Source organism: Terrabacter sp. RAF57, assembly GCF_052113925.1.
In the GTDB taxonomy this organism is placed as follows: Bacteria; Actinomycetota; Actinomycetes; order Actinomycetales; family Dermatophilaceae; genus Terrabacter.
Genome location: NZ_JBFRDT010000012.1, coordinates 13264 through 31161, shown reverse-complemented (window position 1 = coordinate 31161; position 17898 = coordinate 13264). Strand labels below are relative to the sequence as shown.

General features: G+C 72.0%; 18 protein-coding genes. 5 read left to right on the top strand and 13 right to left on the bottom strand.

Features of this window, described 5'->3' with window-relative positions; all coding sequences use genetic code 11:
• Positions 1-62: 62 nt before the first annotated feature.
• The 5 genes from AB4Y83_RS14545 to AB4Y83_RS14525 form a co-directional block, all read right to left on the bottom strand.
• Positions 63-1130, bottom strand: a complete 1068-nt coding sequence (locus AB4Y83_RS14545) for a threonine aldolase family protein (protein WP_442275926.1) — start codon at positions 1128-1130, stop codon at positions 63-65.
• Positions 1131-1133: 3 nt separating this feature from the next.
• Complete coding sequence (locus AB4Y83_RS14540) at positions 1134-2570, bottom strand: class II 3-deoxy-7-phosphoheptulonate synthase (protein WP_442275925.1); 1437 nt, start codon at positions 2568-2570, stop codon at positions 1134-1136.
• 86 nt (positions 2571-2656) lie between these two features.
• Complete coding sequence (locus AB4Y83_RS14535; protein WP_442297319.1) at positions 2657-3370, bottom strand: response regulator; 714 nt, start codon at positions 3368-3370, stop codon at positions 2657-2659.
• Entirely contained in the window at positions 3367-4740 is a 1374-nt protein-coding gene (macS, locus tag AB4Y83_RS14530) for a MacS family sensor histidine kinase (RefSeq protein ID WP_442275923.1), read from the bottom strand. Before macS ends, AB4Y83_RS14535 begins: the two co-directional genes overlap by 4 nt.
• Positions 4741-4744: 4 nt before the next feature.
• On the bottom strand, positions 4745-5617 hold the full coding sequence (locus tag AB4Y83_RS14525; RefSeq protein WP_442297318.1) for a lysophospholipid acyltransferase family protein: 873 nt from the start codon (positions 5615-5617) through the stop codon (positions 4745-4747).
• Positions 5618-5805: 188 nt separating this feature from the next.
• On the opposite strand from AB4Y83_RS14525, the gene AB4Y83_RS14520 reads away from it, so the two are divergent.
• Positions 5806-6465 (top strand): hypothetical protein, encoded by a 660-nt coding sequence (locus AB4Y83_RS14520; RefSeq protein ID WP_442275921.1) that lies wholly within the window; start codon positions 5806-5808, stop codon positions 6463-6465.
• Positions 6466-6489: 24 nt separating this feature from the next.
• Here the strand turns inward: AB4Y83_RS14520 and AB4Y83_RS14515 are convergent, their stop codons facing one another.
• Genes AB4Y83_RS14515 through AB4Y83_RS14500 form a run of 4 tightly spaced genes read right to left on the bottom strand, consistent with a single transcriptional unit; the run spans position 6490 to position 9234 of the window.
• Positions 6490-7173, bottom strand: a complete 684-nt coding sequence (locus AB4Y83_RS14515; protein ID WP_442297317.1) for an endonuclease/exonuclease/phosphatase family protein — start codon at positions 7171-7173, stop codon at positions 6490-6492.
• Positions 7174-7222: 49 nt separating this feature from the next.
• Positions 7223-8191, bottom strand: coding sequence for an ROK family glucokinase (locus tag AB4Y83_RS14510; protein ID WP_442297316.1), 969 nt, complete (start codon positions 8189-8191; stop codon positions 7223-7225).
• On the bottom strand, positions 8188-8784 hold the full coding sequence (locus tag AB4Y83_RS14505) for a hypothetical protein (RefSeq protein ID WP_442297315.1): 597 nt from the start codon (positions 8782-8784) through the stop codon (positions 8188-8190). Before AB4Y83_RS14505 ends, AB4Y83_RS14510 begins: the two co-directional genes overlap by 4 nt.
• Positions 8785-8790: 6 nt before the next feature.
• Positions 8791-9234 carry an SRPBCC family protein gene (locus tag AB4Y83_RS14500; protein WP_056781101.1) on the bottom strand — a complete coding sequence of 148 codons (444 nt, stop codon included), beginning with the start codon at positions 9232-9234 and terminating at the stop codon, positions 8791-8793.
• A gap of 220 nt (positions 9235-9454) precedes the next feature.
• Here AB4Y83_RS14500 and AB4Y83_RS14495 point away from each other — a divergent pair, with 220 nt between their 5' ends.
• Positions 9455-11245, top strand: coding sequence for an AMP-dependent synthetase/ligase (locus tag AB4Y83_RS14495; RefSeq protein WP_442297314.1), 1791 nt, complete (start codon positions 9455-9457; stop codon positions 11243-11245).
• A 4-nt stretch (positions 11246-11249) separates the two neighbouring features.
• Here AB4Y83_RS14495 and AB4Y83_RS14490 read toward each other — a convergent pair whose 3' ends face one another.
• Together AB4Y83_RS14490 and AB4Y83_RS14485 are read right to left on the bottom strand one after the other, a co-directional pair.
• Positions 11250-12608, bottom strand: coding sequence for a hypothetical protein (locus AB4Y83_RS14490; protein ID WP_442297313.1), 1359 nt, complete (start codon positions 12606-12608; stop codon positions 11250-11252).
• Between the two features lie 55 nt (positions 12609-12663).
• Positions 12664-12927 carry a hypothetical protein gene (locus tag AB4Y83_RS14485; protein WP_442297312.1) on the bottom strand — a complete coding sequence of 88 codons (264 nt, stop codon included), beginning with the start codon at positions 12925-12927 and terminating at the stop codon, positions 12664-12666.
• Positions 12928-13246: 319 nt separating this feature from the next.
• Here AB4Y83_RS14485 and AB4Y83_RS14480 point away from each other — a divergent pair, with 319 nt between their 5' ends.
• Positions 13247-15046, top strand: a complete 1800-nt coding sequence (locus tag AB4Y83_RS14480) for a DEDD exonuclease domain-containing protein (RefSeq protein ID WP_442297311.1) — start codon at positions 13247-13249, stop codon at positions 15044-15046.
• A 19-nt stretch (positions 15047-15065) separates the two neighbouring features.
• Positions 15066-15350: an Lrp/AsnC family transcriptional regulator gene (locus AB4Y83_RS14475; protein WP_020145466.1), complete on the top strand. Its 285-nt coding sequence runs from the start codon at positions 15066-15068 to the stop codon at positions 15348-15350.
• Positions 15351-15443: 93 nt separating this feature from the next.
• Here AB4Y83_RS14475 and trpD read toward each other — a convergent pair whose 3' ends face one another.
• Complete coding sequence (gene trpD / locus AB4Y83_RS14470) at positions 15444-16493, bottom strand: anthranilate phosphoribosyltransferase (protein ID WP_442297310.1); 1050 nt, start codon at positions 16491-16493, stop codon at positions 15444-15446.
• Between the two features lie 3 nt (positions 16494-16496).
• Positions 16497-16967, bottom strand: coding sequence for a response regulator transcription factor (locus tag AB4Y83_RS14465; protein ID WP_442297309.1), 471 nt, complete (start codon positions 16965-16967; stop codon positions 16497-16499).
• A gap of 214 nt (positions 16968-17181) precedes the next feature.
• On the opposite strand from AB4Y83_RS14465, the gene ctaE reads away from it, so the two are divergent.
• Complete coding sequence (ctaE, locus tag AB4Y83_RS14460; RefSeq protein WP_081633962.1) at positions 17182-17844, top strand: aa3-type cytochrome oxidase subunit III; 663 nt, start codon at positions 17182-17184, stop codon at positions 17842-17844.
• The last annotated feature ends 54 nt before the right edge of the window (positions 17845-17898 follow it).

Sequence of the window (17898 nt, the reverse complement as noted above, 5' to 3'; positions counted from 1 at the left end):
ATCGCGGCACGCCCGAGGGCGTCGACATCACCTCGAACGGGACAGGGCGGCGTGCGTCCGGGTCAGGCGGCCTCGGGCGCCGCGCGCAGCAGGCCGGTGAGGACGTCGATCGCGACGTCGGTGCCGGCGTCGTCGACGTCGAGGTGCCAGACGAGACGCACGGCACCCGGCCCCACGGCATACGTCCTCACCCCGGCGGCGAGGGCTGCGTCGACGAAGGCGGCGGAGGTCCAGCCGACCGCGGCCACGTCGACGATGACGATGTTGGTCTCGACGGTGGCCAGGTCGACGGCGCCGGGTGCGGCCTCCGCCATCGCCTCGGCGGCTCGTCGCGCCCGGGCGTGGTCGTCGGCCAAGCGCTCGACGTTGTGGTCGAGCGCGAAAAGGCCTGCGGCAGCGAGGATCCCGGCCTGCCTCATGCCTCCGCCGAAGCGCTTGCGCCAGATGCGCGACTCGGCCATGGCATCGGCCGAGCCGACGAGCACGCTGCCGACCGGGGCGCCGAGACCCTTGCTCAGACAGATCGAGACGGTGTCGAACTCACGGCCGTAGTCACCGACCGGCACTCCGGAGGCGACGTGCGCGTTGAAGAGCCGCGCCCCGTCGAGGTGCATGGCGACCCCGCGCTGACGCGTGACCTCCCGCGCCCGGCGGATCTCGTCGAGCGACTGCACGGTGCCGCCGCCGAAGTTGTGGGTGTTCTCGACGATCACGAGCGACGTGCAGACCTGGTACGGCCCGACACCGGTGACCATGAGGGACGCGGCGTCGTCGGCGCGGAAGCGACCGCGCTCGGAGACCCAGGTGCGCGACGAGATGCCCGAGAGCACCGCGGCGGCACCGAGCTCGGCCCGCACGACGTGGGCGAGCGAGTCACCGATGAGCTCCTCGCCCGGCTTGACGTGCAGCCGCACGCCGAGCTGGTTGGCCATCGAGCCCGAGGGCGTGAAGAGCGCGGCCTCGTGCCCGAGCATCCCGGCGACGCGTTCCTCGAGGGCGCGCAGCGTCGGGTCCTCACCGAAGACGTCGTCGCCGACCTCCGCTCGCGCCATGGCATCGCGCATGGCCTCGGAGGGCTGGGTCAGGGTGTCGCTGAGCAGGTCTGCCCGGAAGGGACTCGTCGCCGCCACCGCTCAGGCCTGGCCGAGCATCTCGGCGACGAGGAACGCGAGCTCCAGTGACTGCTGGTGGTTCAGGCGGGGGTCGCACACGGACTCGTAGCGCTTCTCGAGGTCGGAGTCGATGATCTTCTCCGCGCCGCCGAGGCACTCGGTGACGTCGTTGCCGGTGAGCTCGACGTGGATGCCGCCGGGGATCGTGCCGAGCGACTGGTGCACCTCGAAGAAGCCGCGCACCTCCTCGACGATGTCCTCGAAGTCACGCGTCTTGTAGCCGGACGGGCTCTCGAAGGTGTTGCCGTGCATCGGGTCGCAGATCCACGTCACGGTGGCACCGGACGCCGTCACCTTGTCGACGAGAGCCGGCAGGGCGTCGCGGATCGTGCCCGCGCCCATGCGGGTGATGAAGGTCAGGCGGCCCGGCGTGCGGTTCGGGTCGACCGTGTCGATGAGGCGCAGCACCTCGTCGATGTCGGCCTTGGGCCCGAGCTTGACGCCGATGGGGTTGCTGATGCGCGAGACGAAGTCGACGTGGGCGCCATCGAGCTGACGGGTGCGCTCGCCGACCCAGACGAAGTGGCCGGACGTGTCGTAGAGACGCCCCGAGCGCGAGTCGATGCGCGTCAGGGGCCGCTCGTAGTCGAGCAGCAGCGCCTCGTGGGCGGCGTAGAACTCGACGGTGCGCATGGCGTCGAAGTCGGCACCACAGGCCCACATGAAGCGCATCGCCTTGTCGATGTCCTTGGCGATCTTCTCGTAGCGCTGGTTGGCCGAGTTGGCGACGAAGCCACGGTTCCAGTCGTGGACGTGCCGCAGGTCGGCGAATCCACCGGTCGTGAAGGCGCGCACGAGGTTGAGGGTCGCCGAGCTCGCGTGGTAGGCCCGGACGAGGCGCTGCGGGTCGGGGATGCGGGCGGTCTCGTGGAACGCGAAGTCGTTGACCATGTCGCCGCGGAAGGCGGGCAAGGTGACGCCCTCGCGGGTCTCGACGGTCGAGCTGCGCGGCTTGGCGTACTGCCCGGCCATGCGCCCGATCTTGATGACGGGCACCGATGCGCCGTAGGTCAGCACCGCGGCCATCTGGAGGATCGTCTTGATGCGGTCGCGGATGTTGTCGGCGGTCGCGGAGGCGAAGGTCTCGGCGCAGTCGCCACCCTGGAGCACGAAGGCCTCACCCACTGCGGCCTTGGCCATCCGGTCGGTGAGGATGTCGCACTCGCCTGCGAAGACGAGCGGAGGATACGAGGCGAGGGTCTCGATCACCTCGGCCAGCGCCGCTGTGTCGGGCCAGGCAGGCTGCTGCTGGGCCTCGAGCTCGGTGGCCGCGGCCGTGAGGGCGGCGAGGGCCTCGGACCCGTCAACGGGTTCGAGGCCGGCATCGGCGGTGGCGGTCCTCGTGTTCACCCCGCCAGAGTAGACGTCGCACGGGGGTGCCCCCGCCCGGGTCCGCATCCCGAAACCTTCGAGCGCGGCGGTCGCGCGACCGACGACGTATGCCGTCCGGCCGGCGGAGCGCGGTCAGCTCGGGTCGAGGCGGGTCACGTCGGGTCGGCGAGGTCGAGGCCGCGCTCCATCGCGAAGCGGACGAGCTCGACGCGGTTGTGCATCTGGAGCTTGCCGAAGATGTTCTGCACGTGGTTCTGCACGGTGCGGTGCGAGAGGAACAGTGTCGACGCGATCTCCTTGTAGCCCATGCCCGTCGCGACGTACTTGAGGATCTCGGTCTCGCGGTCGGTCAGCTCGGGGATGGGTCGCTCCGGGGTGCCTCCACCCGCGGCCTTGACCCGCCGGAACTCGCCGAGGACGAGGCCGGCGAGGCCGGCGGTGAAGACGGGCTCCCCCGCGGCCGTGGCCCGCACGGCAGCGAGGAACTCCTCACGTCCGGCCGACTTCACGAGGTAGCCGAGCGCGCCGGCCTTGACCGCGTCGAGGACGTCCTGGTGGTCGCCGCTCGCCGAGAGGATGAGGATGCGGGTCGGCACCTGGGCCGCGGTGAGGGCGGCGCAGACCTGGGCGCCGGACAGGCCCGGGAGGTTGAGGTCGAGGACGAGGACGTCCGGCACCGTGGCCCGGGTCCTCGCAACCGCCGACCGGCCGTCGTCCGCGGTCGCGAGGACCTCGAAGCCGGCGTCGGCGAGGTCACGGGCGACGGCGTCGCGCCACATCGGGTGGTCGTCGGCGACGACGACCCTGATGGGCTCGGGCGGCGTGCTGCTCCCCTGCTGCGGCATGGCGTCCTCCTGCTCCGTCACGGTGCTCCTCGTCCCTGGGTGCCGACCTGCGGCCCGCGTTCGGTCGTCGCGGGCGTCCGCCGACCATGGTGCCGGTTGGTCAGACGTGTCGTACGGCGATTGGGGATCCGCAGCTCGACCGTCGTGCCGCCGGCGGGCCCGGACGTGATGGTGGCCGTGCCTCCCAGGTCGGCGAGGCGTCCGAGGATGGACGCCGAGACGCCGAGACGACCCTGGCCGACGGCCTCCTCGAGCCGACCCTCCGGTAGGCCACGACCGGAGTCGCGGATCGTGACGGCGATCTCGTCGCCGTCGTCGTCGAGCAGCACCCACGCCCGTGCGTCGTCACCGGCATGCTTGCGGACGTTGTCGAGGGCTGCCTCGACGGCGGCGACGACCTCGTCGGCGACCCTTCGTGGCAGGAGCACGGCGTCGGCGGGCGAGACGAGCTGGACGCCGTCGCCCTCGACATGGCGAAGCAGGCCCCGCAGGTCGGCGTCACCGCTCACGGCTCGGCCCACCTCGGCGAGGTCCGTCTGGCTCACGAGCGTCCGCAGGATCCGCTCCTGCTCGCCGGCCATCGCACCGAGCCGCGCCGCCTCCCCGCCGATCTCGCTCGCGCGCCGGTTGATGAAGGCGAGCGTCTGGAGGACGCCGTCGTGCACGGTGCGGGCGAGCCGGTCGCGCTCGGCGCGGGCCGCGTCGAGCCGCATGGCCTCGGCGAGCGCCGCGTGGCTCGAGCGGGCGAGGTCGACGCAGTAGCCGATGCAGCCGCCGAGCAGGAGCCCGAAGATCGAGTTGCTGATCGTGTTGGGAGTCGGCTCGACCACCTCGACGAAGGAGCACGCCGCGACGAGCGAGGCGGCTGCGAGACCACCGCGCCAGCCGCGCAGCACCGCGAACCCGATGACGGCCGCGGTGGGCCAGATCGAGGGGATGGTCTTGGCCCCGGCAGTGATGACGTCGGGGTCGTCGACGAGCCGGGTCGCGAGGATCGCGGAGCAACCGATGGCGAGCTCGATGGTGTAGGCGCGGACCGTGCGCACCGGTCGCAACGTGACCGCGAGCGTCCAGCCGGCGAGGACTCCGAGGATGGCGACCGCCCCGACGAGGTGCGCGATCTGCTCGTGCCGCTCCCAGACCGACCACACGGCATACGCCAGGGCGAGGCAGCGGAAGACGTCGATGCCGCGCCATAGCCCGCGCACGATGGCGTGCTCGTCGTCGAGCACGGCCACCGTGGGCGCCGAGACGGCGGCGGGGAGCTCGTCGTCGGACAGCGGCGCCGGAGCCGGGATCAGTTCGGTGTCAGGGCCGCCCGGCACATCGCCCGGCTCACCGTCGGGAACACCGTCGTGCTCCGGGCCCGCGCCGTGCCGCGTGCGAGCCATGACGTCAGGACGCCGCCACGACGGGAGCGTCGCCGTCGCTGTCGTCCTCGGAGGTCGAGGCCGAGGTCGTTCCGGACGACTCGGAGGCCGGGGCGGGGCGGGCCTTGCCCTCGGCGGCGTCGAGAGCCTTCTCCAGCTCGGGCGCGGCACTGCCGGGCTTGGCAGCCTCCTGCAGCTCACGGGCCTTGGCCCGAGCCGCGGAGACGAGCCGGTCCTTCATCGACGTGGCGTACATGTCGACGTATTCCTGGCCCGAGAGGAGCATCAGCTCGTACATGATCTCGTCGGTGATCGAGCGCAGGACGAAGCGGTCGTCCTCCATGCCCTCGTAGCGCGAGAAGTCGAGCGGCTTGCCGACCCGAACCCCGACCCGCATGATCCGTGGGATGACCTTGCCGGTGGGCTGGGCCTTGTCGGTACCGATCATGGCCACGGGGATGACGGTGACCTTGCCCTCGAGCGCCATCCGGGCCACGCCGGTGCGGCCGCGGTAGAGGCGGCCGTCGGGTGACCGGGTGCCTTCGGGGTAGATGCCGAGCAGCTCACCGCGACGCAGCACCTTGAGGCCCGAGGTCAGGGCGGCATTGCTCGCCTTGCCACCCGACCGGTCGACGGGCAGCTGCCCGACGCCCTTGAAGAAGGCAGCCGTGAGCCGGCCCTTGATGCCTCGGCCGGTGAAGTAGTCGCTCTTGGCGAGGAACGTGACGCGGCGGGACACGACGAGCGGGAGGAAGATCGAGTCGGAGAAGGACAGGTGGTTGCTCGCGAAGATCGCGGCACCCTCCTCGGGGATGTTCTCCTCCCCCTCCACCCACGGACGGAAGAGGAGCTTGATGATCGGCCCGATGACGATCGTCTTGAGGAACCAGTAGAACAACCGTGTCCGCCTTCCGTCTGTGACGGCTCGAACTCTACGACACTCGCGCACTGACAGCGGCGCATGCGAGGATCAGCAGGTCCAGCCGCTTCGCCCGAGGAGCCCCACCGTGACGGTCCGTCCCGACGCCGCAACGGGCTTCGGCATGTTTCCCCGCCCCTCCGCACGACCCTCGCCGGGGGCGGACGATGAGTGACCGCGACCTCGACGCGGAGTTCGCGCGGATCATCGCGGGATGGGACGACGAGGCACCCGAGCCACAGCGTCCGGACGCCACGGCGTCGACCGACCAGGCGGCCGAGCAGGTCGCCGACCCTGCGCCACCGTCGGTCTCGCCGACCGAGGCCGACACGGCCGACACGGCCGACACGGCTGACCAGCCCGGTCCGACGTCGGCCCCGGACGCCTCACCCTCGACGGTGGAACGCCCGCAGGCCGGCCGGGGCACCGACCCCACGGCACCGCCCCAGCAGCCCGGAGCCGGCGCGTCGACCCCGTCGGGGTCGTCCGGTCTGCTCGAGCTGCCGATCGCCCCGACGACGTCCCACGAGTGGCGCGGCCCGACGTCCCGCCGCGACGACGCCGACGCTGCATCGGACGGCGACGACCACTTCGTCCCCCCTTCCGAGATCGACCTCCCGTCGGCCGAGACCGACCCGATGTTCTGGGCGATCGTCGGCGGCCTCGCCGGTGGCCCCCTGCTGCTGCTCTACGTCCTCTTCTTCGACCGTGACGGCAGCGGCTGGTGGGTCGTGACGGCCCTGACCATGGTCGTCGTCGGCTTCGTGCTGCTCGTCCTGCGCGGCGGCACCGAGCGGGACCCGTTCGACGACGGCACCCGCCTCTAGCCGGTCGCGAGGCGGTCCGACGCGTCAGTCGGACCCGAGGTCGATGTCGACCCAGACCGGCCGGTGGTCCGACCCCGCTACGAGGTCACCCTCGTCCACGACGGTCTCGGCCGATTCGACGACCCGCAGTCCCGGCCCGGCAAAGACGACGTCGAGGGCGGTCCTCGGGTCGAGCGCGGGAAATGTGGGCGCGTTGCCGGACACCGGCGGGTGGTGCTCGGCGAACATCGCGTATGCCGTCCCGCCGGGTCCCTCGTTGAGGTCCCCTGCGATGACGGCCCGGTCGTCGAGCCCACCGAGCCGGGTGAGGACGGCGAGGACGGTGGCCGCGTGCCTCGCCCGCTCGGAGGCGCGCAGCCCGAGGTGCACGCTGACGACGGTGACGGCACGACGCGACGGACCGCCGGTCGGGAGCGAGACGGTCGCGGCGGCATACCCCCGCGTGCGGTCGGGGAAGCGGACCGGCAGACGGCCACGCGACGTGCCGTGGACGACCACCCGTGCGGCCGTCAGGACCGCCGTCCCGCCCGTGCCGAGGCGGCCTCGGCGCCAGTGCAGACCACAGTCACGTGCGAAGGGTGGGAGGCGGAGCTCCGTCGTGAGCCGGCGCGGGACCTCCTGGAGGCACAGCACGTCGGGGGCGACGGCACGCACGACGCGTGCCGCTGCTGCCCGGTCGTCGAGCAGGTCGTGGACGTTGTAGCTCATGACCCGCAGCACGTGCTCCGGTCGGCCACCGGGCCGCACGGCCACGGGCTCAGCGGCCGGCCCGCGCGAGCTCGGCGGCCCCGATGAGACCGGCATCGCTGCCGAGCACGGCGCGCACGATCCGCGCCTCCGGACGGTAGCCGCGCCCGGGGAGCTGCCGGCGGAAGGCCTCACGGGCCGGGCCGATGAGCATCTCGTCGGCCGCGCTCACGCCACCGCCGATGACGAAGAGGCCGGGGTCGAAGGCCGAGGCGAGGTTGGCCAGCCCGATACCGAGCCACTCGCCGATGTCGGCGAGCAGCTCGCGCGCGGTGGGGTCGCCGTCGCGGGCGGCCTCGGTGATGAAGGGACCGGTCAGCGCGTTGGCGTCGCCGCCGAGACGGGCGAGCAGGTCGGCGACGACGGGAGACCCGGCCTCGATCATGGCGCGGGCCTCGCGCACGAGCGCGTTGCCGCTGGCGTACTGCTCCCAGCAGCCACGGTTGCCGCACTCGCAGCGCGCGCCGCCCGGCATGATCTGCATGTGGCCGAACTCGCCGGCGATGCCGTGCCGCCCGCGCTGGACGTTGCCGTCGATGATGAGGGCGCCGCCGATGCCCGTGCCGAGCGTGATGACGACGACGTGCGACTCTCCCCGGGCGGCACCGAAGGTCGCCTCGGCCCAGGCCGCGGCATTGGCGTCGTTGTCGACGGTGATCGGCAGGGCGATGCGCTGCGACAGCGCGTCACGCAGCGGCTCCTTGCGCCAGGACAGGTGCGGCGCGAAGACGACGGTCGCGCGGTCCTCGGCGACGAAGCCCGAGGCGCCGATGCCGACGGCCACGACGTCGTCGGCGTCGACGTGGCCGAGCAGCTCCTCGACCGACTCGACGATGGTGTTCTCGACGACCGCCGGGGATGTCGAGCGGTGGGGGGTGTCACGACGGGTGCGATGGGTGATGACGCCCGACTCGTCGACGACACCACCCGCGACCTTCGTGCCGCCGATGTCGATGCCGATCGCGAGACGCCTGCTCATGCGCTGCCTCCGGGGCCGTTCTCGTCGGCGTCGATGTCGTCGGCGTCGATGTCGTCGGCGTCGGCGCTGGGGTGGGCGTCGTCGCGGTCCGTGTCACCGTCGGGCGCAGGCTCGGCGCGCCGCTCCCGCTGCGCCGTCGCGAGGTCGCGCAGGGCCGTGGCCGCGAAGCCGACGAAGTCGGCGACCTTCTCGATGGTGTCGGGGTCGACCTGCTGGACGAAGGCGATGAGCTGGCAGACGGGACACACGCGGCACGCAGCGGGCGTCGTGCCCCCGCACGTGCACTCCCCCGGCGACCCGTCGGGTCGACGCGCTGCGTCCGGGCCCGCGGAGTCACCCGCCGGCGAGGCCGGGCCTGCGGCGTGGTCGTGGCCGTGCGCTGCGCCGCCCGCACGCTCACCCCTGGAGTCACCGGACGGCATACGCGAGCTTCCCGACCAGGTGCGGCGCGAGAGCAGGTCGACGAGCAGCGCAGCCTCTGCCGCGACGCTGCCGGGAGGCGCGTCGTCGGGGCGCGTCGACCCGTCGGCGTCGAGCCGGTGGGGCTGGTCGGGGGCGGCGGGTGCCGCGTCGGGACCGTCGTTCGGTGTCACGGTCGGTCAGGCCTCGACGCGCTTCTTCAGCTCCTTGAGCGCGGTGTCGACGATGACCTTCTCCGCCTTGCGCTTGAGCAGCCCGATCATGGGGATCTTGACGTCGACGGAGAGGCGGTAGGTGACCTTCGTGCCGTCGCCGTCACCGGCGAGGGTGTAGGAGCCGTTCATCGCCTTGAGCACCTGCGCGGAGACGAGGGACCACGAGACGACGCCCGTGCCGTCCTCGACGACGTCCCACTCGTAGTCCAGGACGTAGGTGTCCTTGATGGCGCCGGCGTCGAGGGTGAACTGGACCTGGTCGGCCCAGCCGTCACCCTCCTCGGCGAGCACGGTGACGTCCTTCACCTCGCCCGCCCACTCGGGGTAGGCCTCGAAGTCCGCGATGACGTCGAGCACCTCGCCGGGCGGGGCGTCGATGACGATGGAGGACTCGGTGCGATCGGCCATGCGCCGAAGGCTATCGCGTCGTCAGCGGGCCGACCGCGGTTGTCCCCGCCGGTGTCATCCCGCGTCGGCCGCGTGCCAAGATGGGGACGACGGCAGCCCTGCGCCGCGGGGCGGCGCGCCCGACCGCCGAGCCCACCCTGTGATGATGCTGACGTGGTCTGCGCGGTTACCGATCGGTAAGGTGCAGCACAGTTCCCCGGCCCCGCCATCAGGAGTGACAGTGAAGGACAACGTCGTCGCACCACTCGCCCCCGTCACGACGGAGGGAAGCCTCGCCGACCTCCCCGTGCGCAACGCCGCGGAGAACGCGAGCGAGACCGCGTTCTCCCGCAAGACGCCCTCCGGGGGCTGGACGCACGTGACGTGGGCCCAGTTCGCCGACGACGTCGCCGCCGTCGCCAAGGGCCTCATCGCCGAGGGGCTCCAGCCCGGCGACCGGGTCGCCCTCATGTCGCGCACGCGCTACGAGTGGACCCTCGTCGACTTCGCCGCGTGGAGTGCGGGCGCCGTGGTCGTGCCGATCTACGAGACCTCCTCGGCCGAGCAGGTCCAGTGGATCCTCTCGGACTCCGACGCCCAGGTCGTCGTCGTCGAGACCGACGCACACCGCTCGGTCGTCGAGCAGGTCCGGGGCGACCTGCCGTCGCTTCGCGACGTCGTCACCATGGACGCCGGTGGTCTCGACGCCCTGCGCGAGAAGGGCCGCGAGGTCTCGGACGCCGATCTGGCCGCGCGCCGGGCCGGACTCGACCGACGGGCGGTCGCGACGATCATCTACACCTCGGGCACGACGGGCCGACCCAAGGGCTGCGAGCTGACCCACGGCAACTTCCTCGACCTCGCCGAGAATGCCATCGAGAAGCTCGGCCAGGTCGTCCTCACCGAGAACGCCTCGACCCTGCTCTTCCTGCCCCTCGCGCACGTCTTCGCCCGCTTCATCGAGGTGCTCTGCGTCGAGGGTCGCGCACGGATGGGCCACTCGGCCGACATCAAGACGCTGCTCGACGACTTCGCCGGCTTCCAGCCGACCTTCGTGCTCGCCGTCCCCCGCGTCTTCGAGAAGATCTTCAACTCGGCCGAGGCCAAGGCGTCCTCCGAGGGCAAGGGCAAGATCTTCCTGCGCGCGGCCACCGTCGCGATCGCCTACAGCGAGGCCCTCGACGCCGGCCGACCCGGCCTCGGACTGCGGATCCAGCACGCGGTCTTCGACCGTCTCGTCTACGGCAAGCTGCGCGCAGCCATGGGCGGGCACGTGCGCTACGCCGTCTCCGGCGGGGCGCCCCTCGGCACGCGCCTCGGCCACTTCTACCGGGGCATCGGGGTCGTCATCCTCGAGGGCTACGGCCTCACCGAGACGACCGCGCCCGTCGCGGTCAACACGCCGGACAAGATCAAGATCGGCACCGTCGGACCGCCGTTGCCGGGCACGGGCATCCGGATCGCCGAGGACGGCGAGATCCTGCTCAAGGGTGTCGGCGTCTTCAACGCGTACCACGACAACCCGACCGCGACGGCCGACGCCATCGCCGACGGGTGGTTCCACACCGGCGACATCGGCGAGATGGACGAGGACGGCTACCTGCGGATCACCGGCCGCAAGAAGGAGATCCTCGTGACGGCGGGTGGCAAGAACGTCGCCCCGGCCGTGCTCGAGGACCGCCTCCGCGCACACCCCCTCGTCTCGCAGTGCATCGTCGTCGGTGACCAGAAGCCCTTCGTCGCCGTCCTCGTGACGCTCGACGAGGAGATGTGGCCGCTCTGGGCCAAGACGCACGGCATCGAGGGAGTGTCACTCGACCAGGCCCGCACCGACCCGAAGGTCCTCGAGGCGCTGCAGGAGGCCGTCGACCGGGCCAACGAGGCGGTCTCCAAGGCCGAGTCGATCCGCAAGTTCGCGGTGCTGCCCGGCGACTTCACCGAGGCCAACGGCTACCTGACGCCGTCGCTCAAGCTCAAGCGCAACGTCGTCATGAAGGACTACGCCGACGAGGTCGAGAAGCTCTACGCCTGAGGGCTCAGCGGAGCAGGTGGCGGATGCGCGCCTGCCAGTCCGTGACGAGGGCTGCCCGGGTGGTTCCGGTCGTGCTGCGCAGTGCGGCGTCGACGGCTGCCTCGCGGTCGTCGAGCCGGGAGGTCGGGACGTCGAGTCCGCCGGCCGCGGCCCGGTAGAGACGGACGACGGCCTGGGTGCCGTATGCGTCGGCGAGGGTCCGCAGGGCCAGCAGCGAGAGGCCGTATGCCGCCGCGAGCGCGTGGGTGCCTGGGTCGAAGTCCGCGTCGGCCGGCAGTGCCTGCGGCAGGCCGGACGCTCGCACACGTTCGAGCGCCGGAGCGACGATCGTCGCCTCCGGCAGGTCGATCGGCTCATAGGCGACGAGCTCGGCGAAGCCCTCGGACAGCCAGACGGGTACGGCCCGTGTCGTCGAGGCCCGCACGGTGACATGGGTCAGCTCGTGCGTCATGACGACGTCGCGACCGTCGGGACGCAGTGAGGCCCACGCTCCCGGGACGAGCACGATGCGGTCTGCACCGGCTCTCTCCCCCGGCGTCAGCGGACCGTCCGTGGCCGCGGCGACGCCGTCGAGGTCGCCGGCCGTGCGTCCGAGCAACCGGGCGGCGTCGACGTCGGTGGCCGGGGCGATCCAGACCGCGGGGCGCACCTCTCCCCACACGCTCGCGACCCGCGAGGCCGCCGTGCGCGCCCGACGGACGACCTCCTCGATCCGGTCGTCGTCGCCGACGCCCAGCACCAGCGCGGTGTGCGACCTCCGGACGACGAGGCCCGCGAGATCCCAGGGCTGCGGGCGCCCGGAGGGAGCCGACGCCGTGATGACCAGGCCTGCGGGCCGACTGGGGTCAGCCTTGAAGGTGAGGTCGAGGTCGAAGGACCGCGGACGAGCATCGAAGCCCCGAAGCCGGTAGGTGAGGCTCGCCCTGACGTCCCACTCGACCGTGGTCCCCCGGGCTGCCGGAACCGGCGCGGTGGTCTCGCGGACGCCGACGAGCCGGATGCTCTCCACCGCCATGCGCGTCATGCGGTCGAGGACGGCGGCCTGTGTCGGGCGCAGCGCCGCGGATGACGCCCCCTGCAAGGGTGCGAGCCACCCGCTCTCGTCAGACCGCTCCGCAGCGGCGAAGCGGGCGCGCAGCAGCTCCGTCACCGCACGCTGACGGGCCGACGCCCACATCTCCGGAGTGACCTCGACGTCTGCGGGCACCCCGCCGCTGGGCGAGGTCGCGCCCGGTGCTGCCGTCGCCGGGGGTCCCGAGTGCGGACCGGCCGTCGTGCACGACGTCAGGGTCAGGACCAGCAGCGCGGCCAACGCCGCCGAGGCGGCCTCCCGCGCAGGTCCACGACGACGGGTGCCCGACACCGCGACATCGTGTCATGCGGACCTGTTGCGGTGGCCCGTCCCGTGGCCCGTGGGGTCAGACGGCGTGGCGCGCTCGGTGGTGCGTCACGACCTCGGCGGGCTCGAGGTCGGCGCGAGCCGTGTTGGCCGTGGACACGGAGACGAGCCCTGCCGCGACGAAGGCAGACACGGCCCGTCGCTCCGCGCGGTCGAGGGGTGCGGTCATGACCCCGTCGACCTCCCGGCGGTCGTCGACCCGCCGCGGGCGGCCGGGTCGCGTGTCGGCGCCGGGTGCGGTGGCGCCCGGACGCAGCGGGATCGCCGCCAGCGCGGTCACCATGCAGTCTGCGCAGTGGACGTCCCGCACCGGGCAGGTCTCGCAGTCGACGAGCATCATCGTGGTCCAACCCCTTCGTCTCTCGTTGCGATCTGTCGTGAAAGACGCTAGGTGGCCCCACTGACACTGCCCCGGGACACTCGGTCGTCGACTCGCCCCCCGGCCTCCTCCGGGGGACGGCGGACCGGCGTCGAGCCGCACGGGAGGGCAACGCACCGGGGGCCCATGATTCGCGGACGGCGTCCGGCCCCCTTGTGCCAGAAGGGCTTGCGACCAACGCGCCTCCGAGGCATTGTCGGCGCCCCGGCATACCGTCGAGGTCATGCAGGCGATCCAGGCGACGTTCGACGACCTCGGCACCCCCCTTGCCGGCGTCACGTTCGTCGTCGTCGACCTCGAGACCACGGGTGGCTCACCCGCCCAGTGCGGCATCACCGAGATCGGCGCCGTCAAGGTGCGCGGCGGCGAGGTGCTCGGCGAGTTCCAGACCCTCGTCAACCCGGCCGAGCCCATCCCGGCGTTCATCTCCGTCCTCACGGGCATCACCGACTCCATGGTCCGCGACGCGCCGCGCATCGAGAGCGCCCTGCCCGCCTTCCTCGAGTTCGCCGCCGGCAGCGTCCTCGTCGCCCACAACGCCGGGTTCGACATCGGGTTCCTCAAGGCCGCTGCCGCCCGGGTCGGCGCGCCGTGGCCCGGCTTCCCGGTCCTCGACACGCTCCAGCTGGCCCGGCAGCTCGTCGTGCGCGACGAGTCGCCCAACCACCGGCTCTCGTCGCTCGCCCAGGTCTTCGGCTCCACGACGGCACCCGACCACCGGGCCCTGCACGACGCCCGCGCCACGGTCGACGTCCTCCACGGACTCATCGAACGTGTCGGCAACCTCGGCGTGCAGACGCTCGAGGAGCTGTCGAGCTACAGCTCTCGGGTCACGCCGTCGCAGCGACGCAAGCGCTTCCTCGCCGATCCCCTGCCCAGCGCCCCCGGCGTCTACCTCTTCAAGGACGGCAGCGACCGCGTCCTCTACGTCGGCACGAGCCGCGACATCCGCACCCGGGTGCGCACCTACTTCACGGCCTCGGAGCAACGCAGCCGGATGGCCGAGATGGTGCGCCTCGCCCACGTCGTCCACCCCGTGGTCTGCCAGACCTCGCTCGAGGCCCAGGTGCGCGAGCTGCGGCTCATCGACGAGCACAAGCCGCGGTTCAACCGCCGGTCCAAGGACGGCCGCAAGGTCATCTGGGTCAAGCTCACCCAGGAGCGCTTTCCTCGCCTGTCGATCGTCAAGCAGGTCCGCGACGACGACGCCCACTACATCGGGCCGTTCCGGTCCCGGGCCACGGCCCAGGYGGCCATCGACGCCGTCCACGAGGTCGTCCCCCTGCGTCAGTGCACCGGCCGGCTCACCGGCCGAGGCACCGCCTGTGCCCTCGCCGACATGGGCCGGTGCGGCGCCCCGTGCACCGGCGCGCAGTCCGAGGGTGACTACGCCGTCGTCGTCGCCGAGTGCCGCGCCATCTTCACCGGCAACGCCCGGCCCAGCGCCGAGCTGCTCCGGGTCCGCCTCGAGGAGCTGGCCTCGCAGGAGCGGTTCGAGGATGCGGCGCGGGTGCGCGACCGCTTCCTCCAGCTCGTCCGCGGAGCCGCTCGCGCCCAGCGGCTGGCCCCGCTGGTCCGCTCTCCCGAGATCATCGCCGCGCGCCGCAGCGACGTCGGTGGGTGGGAGCTCGTCTCCGTCCGCCACGGGCGCCTCGCCGGCGTCGTGGTGAGCCCGCGGGGCGCCGACCCGATGCCCTACGTCCAGTCGATGCAGGCCACGGCCGAGGTCGTGCCCGCACCGACGCCCGACCGTCCGTCCGCGCTCACCGAGGAGACGGAGATCCTGCTCCGGTGGCTCGAGGCGCCGGGCGTGCGCATCGTCGAGCTCGAGGGGACCTGGACGTGCCCCGTCGGCGGTGCCGGTTCGGTGCGCAGCGAGCTCGAGCCCGCCGTCGCATCGGCGCACGAGGTCGTCGGGTTCGACCACGACGTGCCCGGACCGCGTGCCGGCTCCCCGCACGGCGACCGGCCCGGCCGCGCCGGTCGCCCGGGCCGAGGCGGCGGCCTGCGTCGCGCGGGGTAGGCCCGGCTAGGGTGGTCCCGTGATCACCGCCATCGTCATGATCAGCTGCGAGGTCGACCGCATCCCGGAGGTGGCCGAGGCCATCGCCGACATCCCGGCCGTGTCCGAGGTCTACTCGGTGACGGGCGACGCCGACCTCATCGCCATGGTGCGGGTCAAGGCGCACGAGGAGTTCGCGGACGTCATCGCCGACCGGCTCAACAAGGTGCAGGGCATCGTCGGAACGTCGACGCACATCGCCTTCCGCACCTACTCGTCGCACGACCTCGAGGCCGCCTTCAGCCTCGGGCTCGAGGGCGAGTAGCAGGTCGACACAGACCCTCGGCTCGTCGCAGATCCCGGCCGAGCCGACCGAGTGGACGACTGAGCGAGCCGCCCGCCTGACCGTCCGACCGGCTCAGCGTCGGGTCGCGGCCACCCAGCGTTCGACGAGGCCGGTCGCGGCTCCGCTGTCGATGGCCTGCGCCGCGAGGTCCATCCCGGCACGCACGTCACGGTCGAAGTCGCCCTCCGACGCCCCCGTGTCCGGACGCGTCAGCGCGAGCGCGATCCCGGCGTTGAGGAGCACGGCGTCCCGGACGGCTCCCATCGCGCCGGCGAACACGTCATGGACCACGCCGGCGTTGTGCGCCGCGTCGCCGCCGCGCAGCTCCTCGATCGGGTGCAGCTCGATGCCGAGGCGGGTGGGGTCGAGCGAGCGTTCGGTGACGGACCCCTCGCGGACCCACCACACGTGCGTCGTCGTCGAGACGGTGACCTCGTCGAGACCGTCGTCGCCGCGGAACACCGCGGCGTCCTTGCCACGGTGCGCGAAGACGCCGGCCAGCAACGGGGCCATGCGGGCGTCCGCGCAGCCCACGGCGGCATACGTCGGCTGTGCCGGGTTGGTCAGTGGACCGAGGAAGTTGAACGCCGTCCCGATGCCGAGGTCGCGGCGCGGCACCGCCGTGTGACGGAACGAGGGGTGGAAGGTCTGTGCGAAGCAGAAGGTGATGCCGGCCTCCGACGCCACCTCGACGACACGCTCGGGAGGCAGGGACAGGTCGACACCGAGGGCCTCGAGCACGTCCGCCGAGCCGGACGACGACGAGGCGGCCCGGTTGCCGTGCTTGACGAGACGCACGCCGGCAGCCGCCGCCACCATCGCGGACATCGTCGAGATGTTGACCGTGTGGGCCCGGTCGCCGCCGGTGCCGACGATGTCGAGGCTCGGCCCCGGCACCTCGATCCGCCGCGCGTGGGCGAGCATCTGCTCGGCCAGGCCCCGCATCTCCTCGATGCTTTCGCCCTTGGCACGCAGGCCGATGAGGAAGCCCGCGACCTGAGAGGGCGTGGCCTCCCCGCTCATGATCTGCCCCATGGCCCACTCGGCCGTCGGCCGGTCGAGGTCACGACCGGCGATGAGGTCGGTCAGCAGTGCAGGCCAGGTCGTCGCGTCGGGCGCCATGCGTCAGGCCGTGGGCACGCCCGAACGCGCGAGCGTGGCGATGGCCGACGTCAGCGCGATCGGGTCGAGCGGGTGCGGGACGGCCAGGTCGGCCTGGGACCAGGCGGCGAGCCAGCTGTCCTGCGGACGGCCCGTGAGCACGACGATCGGGGGGCAGTCGAAGATCTCGTTCTTGAGCTGCTTGGCCAGGCCCAAGCCGCCGACCTTGGCGGCCTCGCCGTCGAGGACGAGGATGTCGAAGCGCTCGGACTCGACCGAGCTGATCACGGCGTCGGCCGTCGCGCACTCGTGCCAGCGGACCACCTCGACGTCCCTGGCGGGGCGACGGCCGACCGCCGCGCGCACCGCGTCACGGGTCGTGATGTCGTCGCTGTAGAGCAGGACGCTGACCCGCGCCACCGGCCGCTGGCCGCCGGTCGTCGGCGCGATGTCGGTGGACGTGCCCTGTGCTGCGCTGTCGTTCGAGGCGGTCATGCGACCGATGCTACCGGGCGGGTCGCGACCGACCGCACCGACCTCCCCACCCGCGAGACGACGCCTCAGACCGACGTGGGAGGGTGGTCCCGGACGGCCCACGACCCGGCTGTTCAGGGTTCATGTCGGAATGGTCACGAATCCTCTACACCCGCGCGAGAAAGGGCCCCGAAGCGGGGGGTCCCTCGCACAGCCGGACAGGAATGTGGGAATAATGTCCAACGTGGCGACAGCATCGGCAGTTCCTTCAAGCGCAGTAGCGAATCCGGCCCATCACGGGCCGGCGACCCGCCCCAACATGGTTGCCGTCGGCACCATCGTGTGGCTCTCCAGCGAACTCATGTTCTTCGCGGGTCTCTTCGCGGTCTACTTCCAGCTCAGGTCGGTCCGCGGTGACCTCTGGGCGGTGCAGACCGAGAAGCTCAACCTGCCCTTCGCGAGCGTCAACTGCCTCGTGCTCGTCATCTCCTCCGTGTGGTGCCAGCTCGGCGTCTGGAAGGCCGAGCGCGGCCAGAAGGCCCGCACCGGCAAGCTCCTCGACATCAAGGGCTGGGGCATGCGCGAGTGGTACGTCCTGACGTACCTCTTCGGCGCCTTCTTCATCGCCGGCCAGGTCATGGAGTACTCCGAGCTCGTCCACGAGAACGTCACGCTGAGCTCCGACGCCTACGGCTCGGTCTTCTACATGGCGACCGGCTTCCACGGTCTGCACGTGACCGGCGGCCTCATCGCCTTCCTGCTCATCATCGCCCGCACCTTCACGACGCGGCGCTACACGCACGCCAATGCCACGGGCGCCGTCGTGACCTCGTACTACTGGCACTTCGTCGACGTCGTGTGGATCGCGCTCTTCGCGACCATCTACATCCTGCGCTGACCCCGGCATGATCGCGCAGCTGCACCCGACCCCCACCTCCATGGACGACAGGAA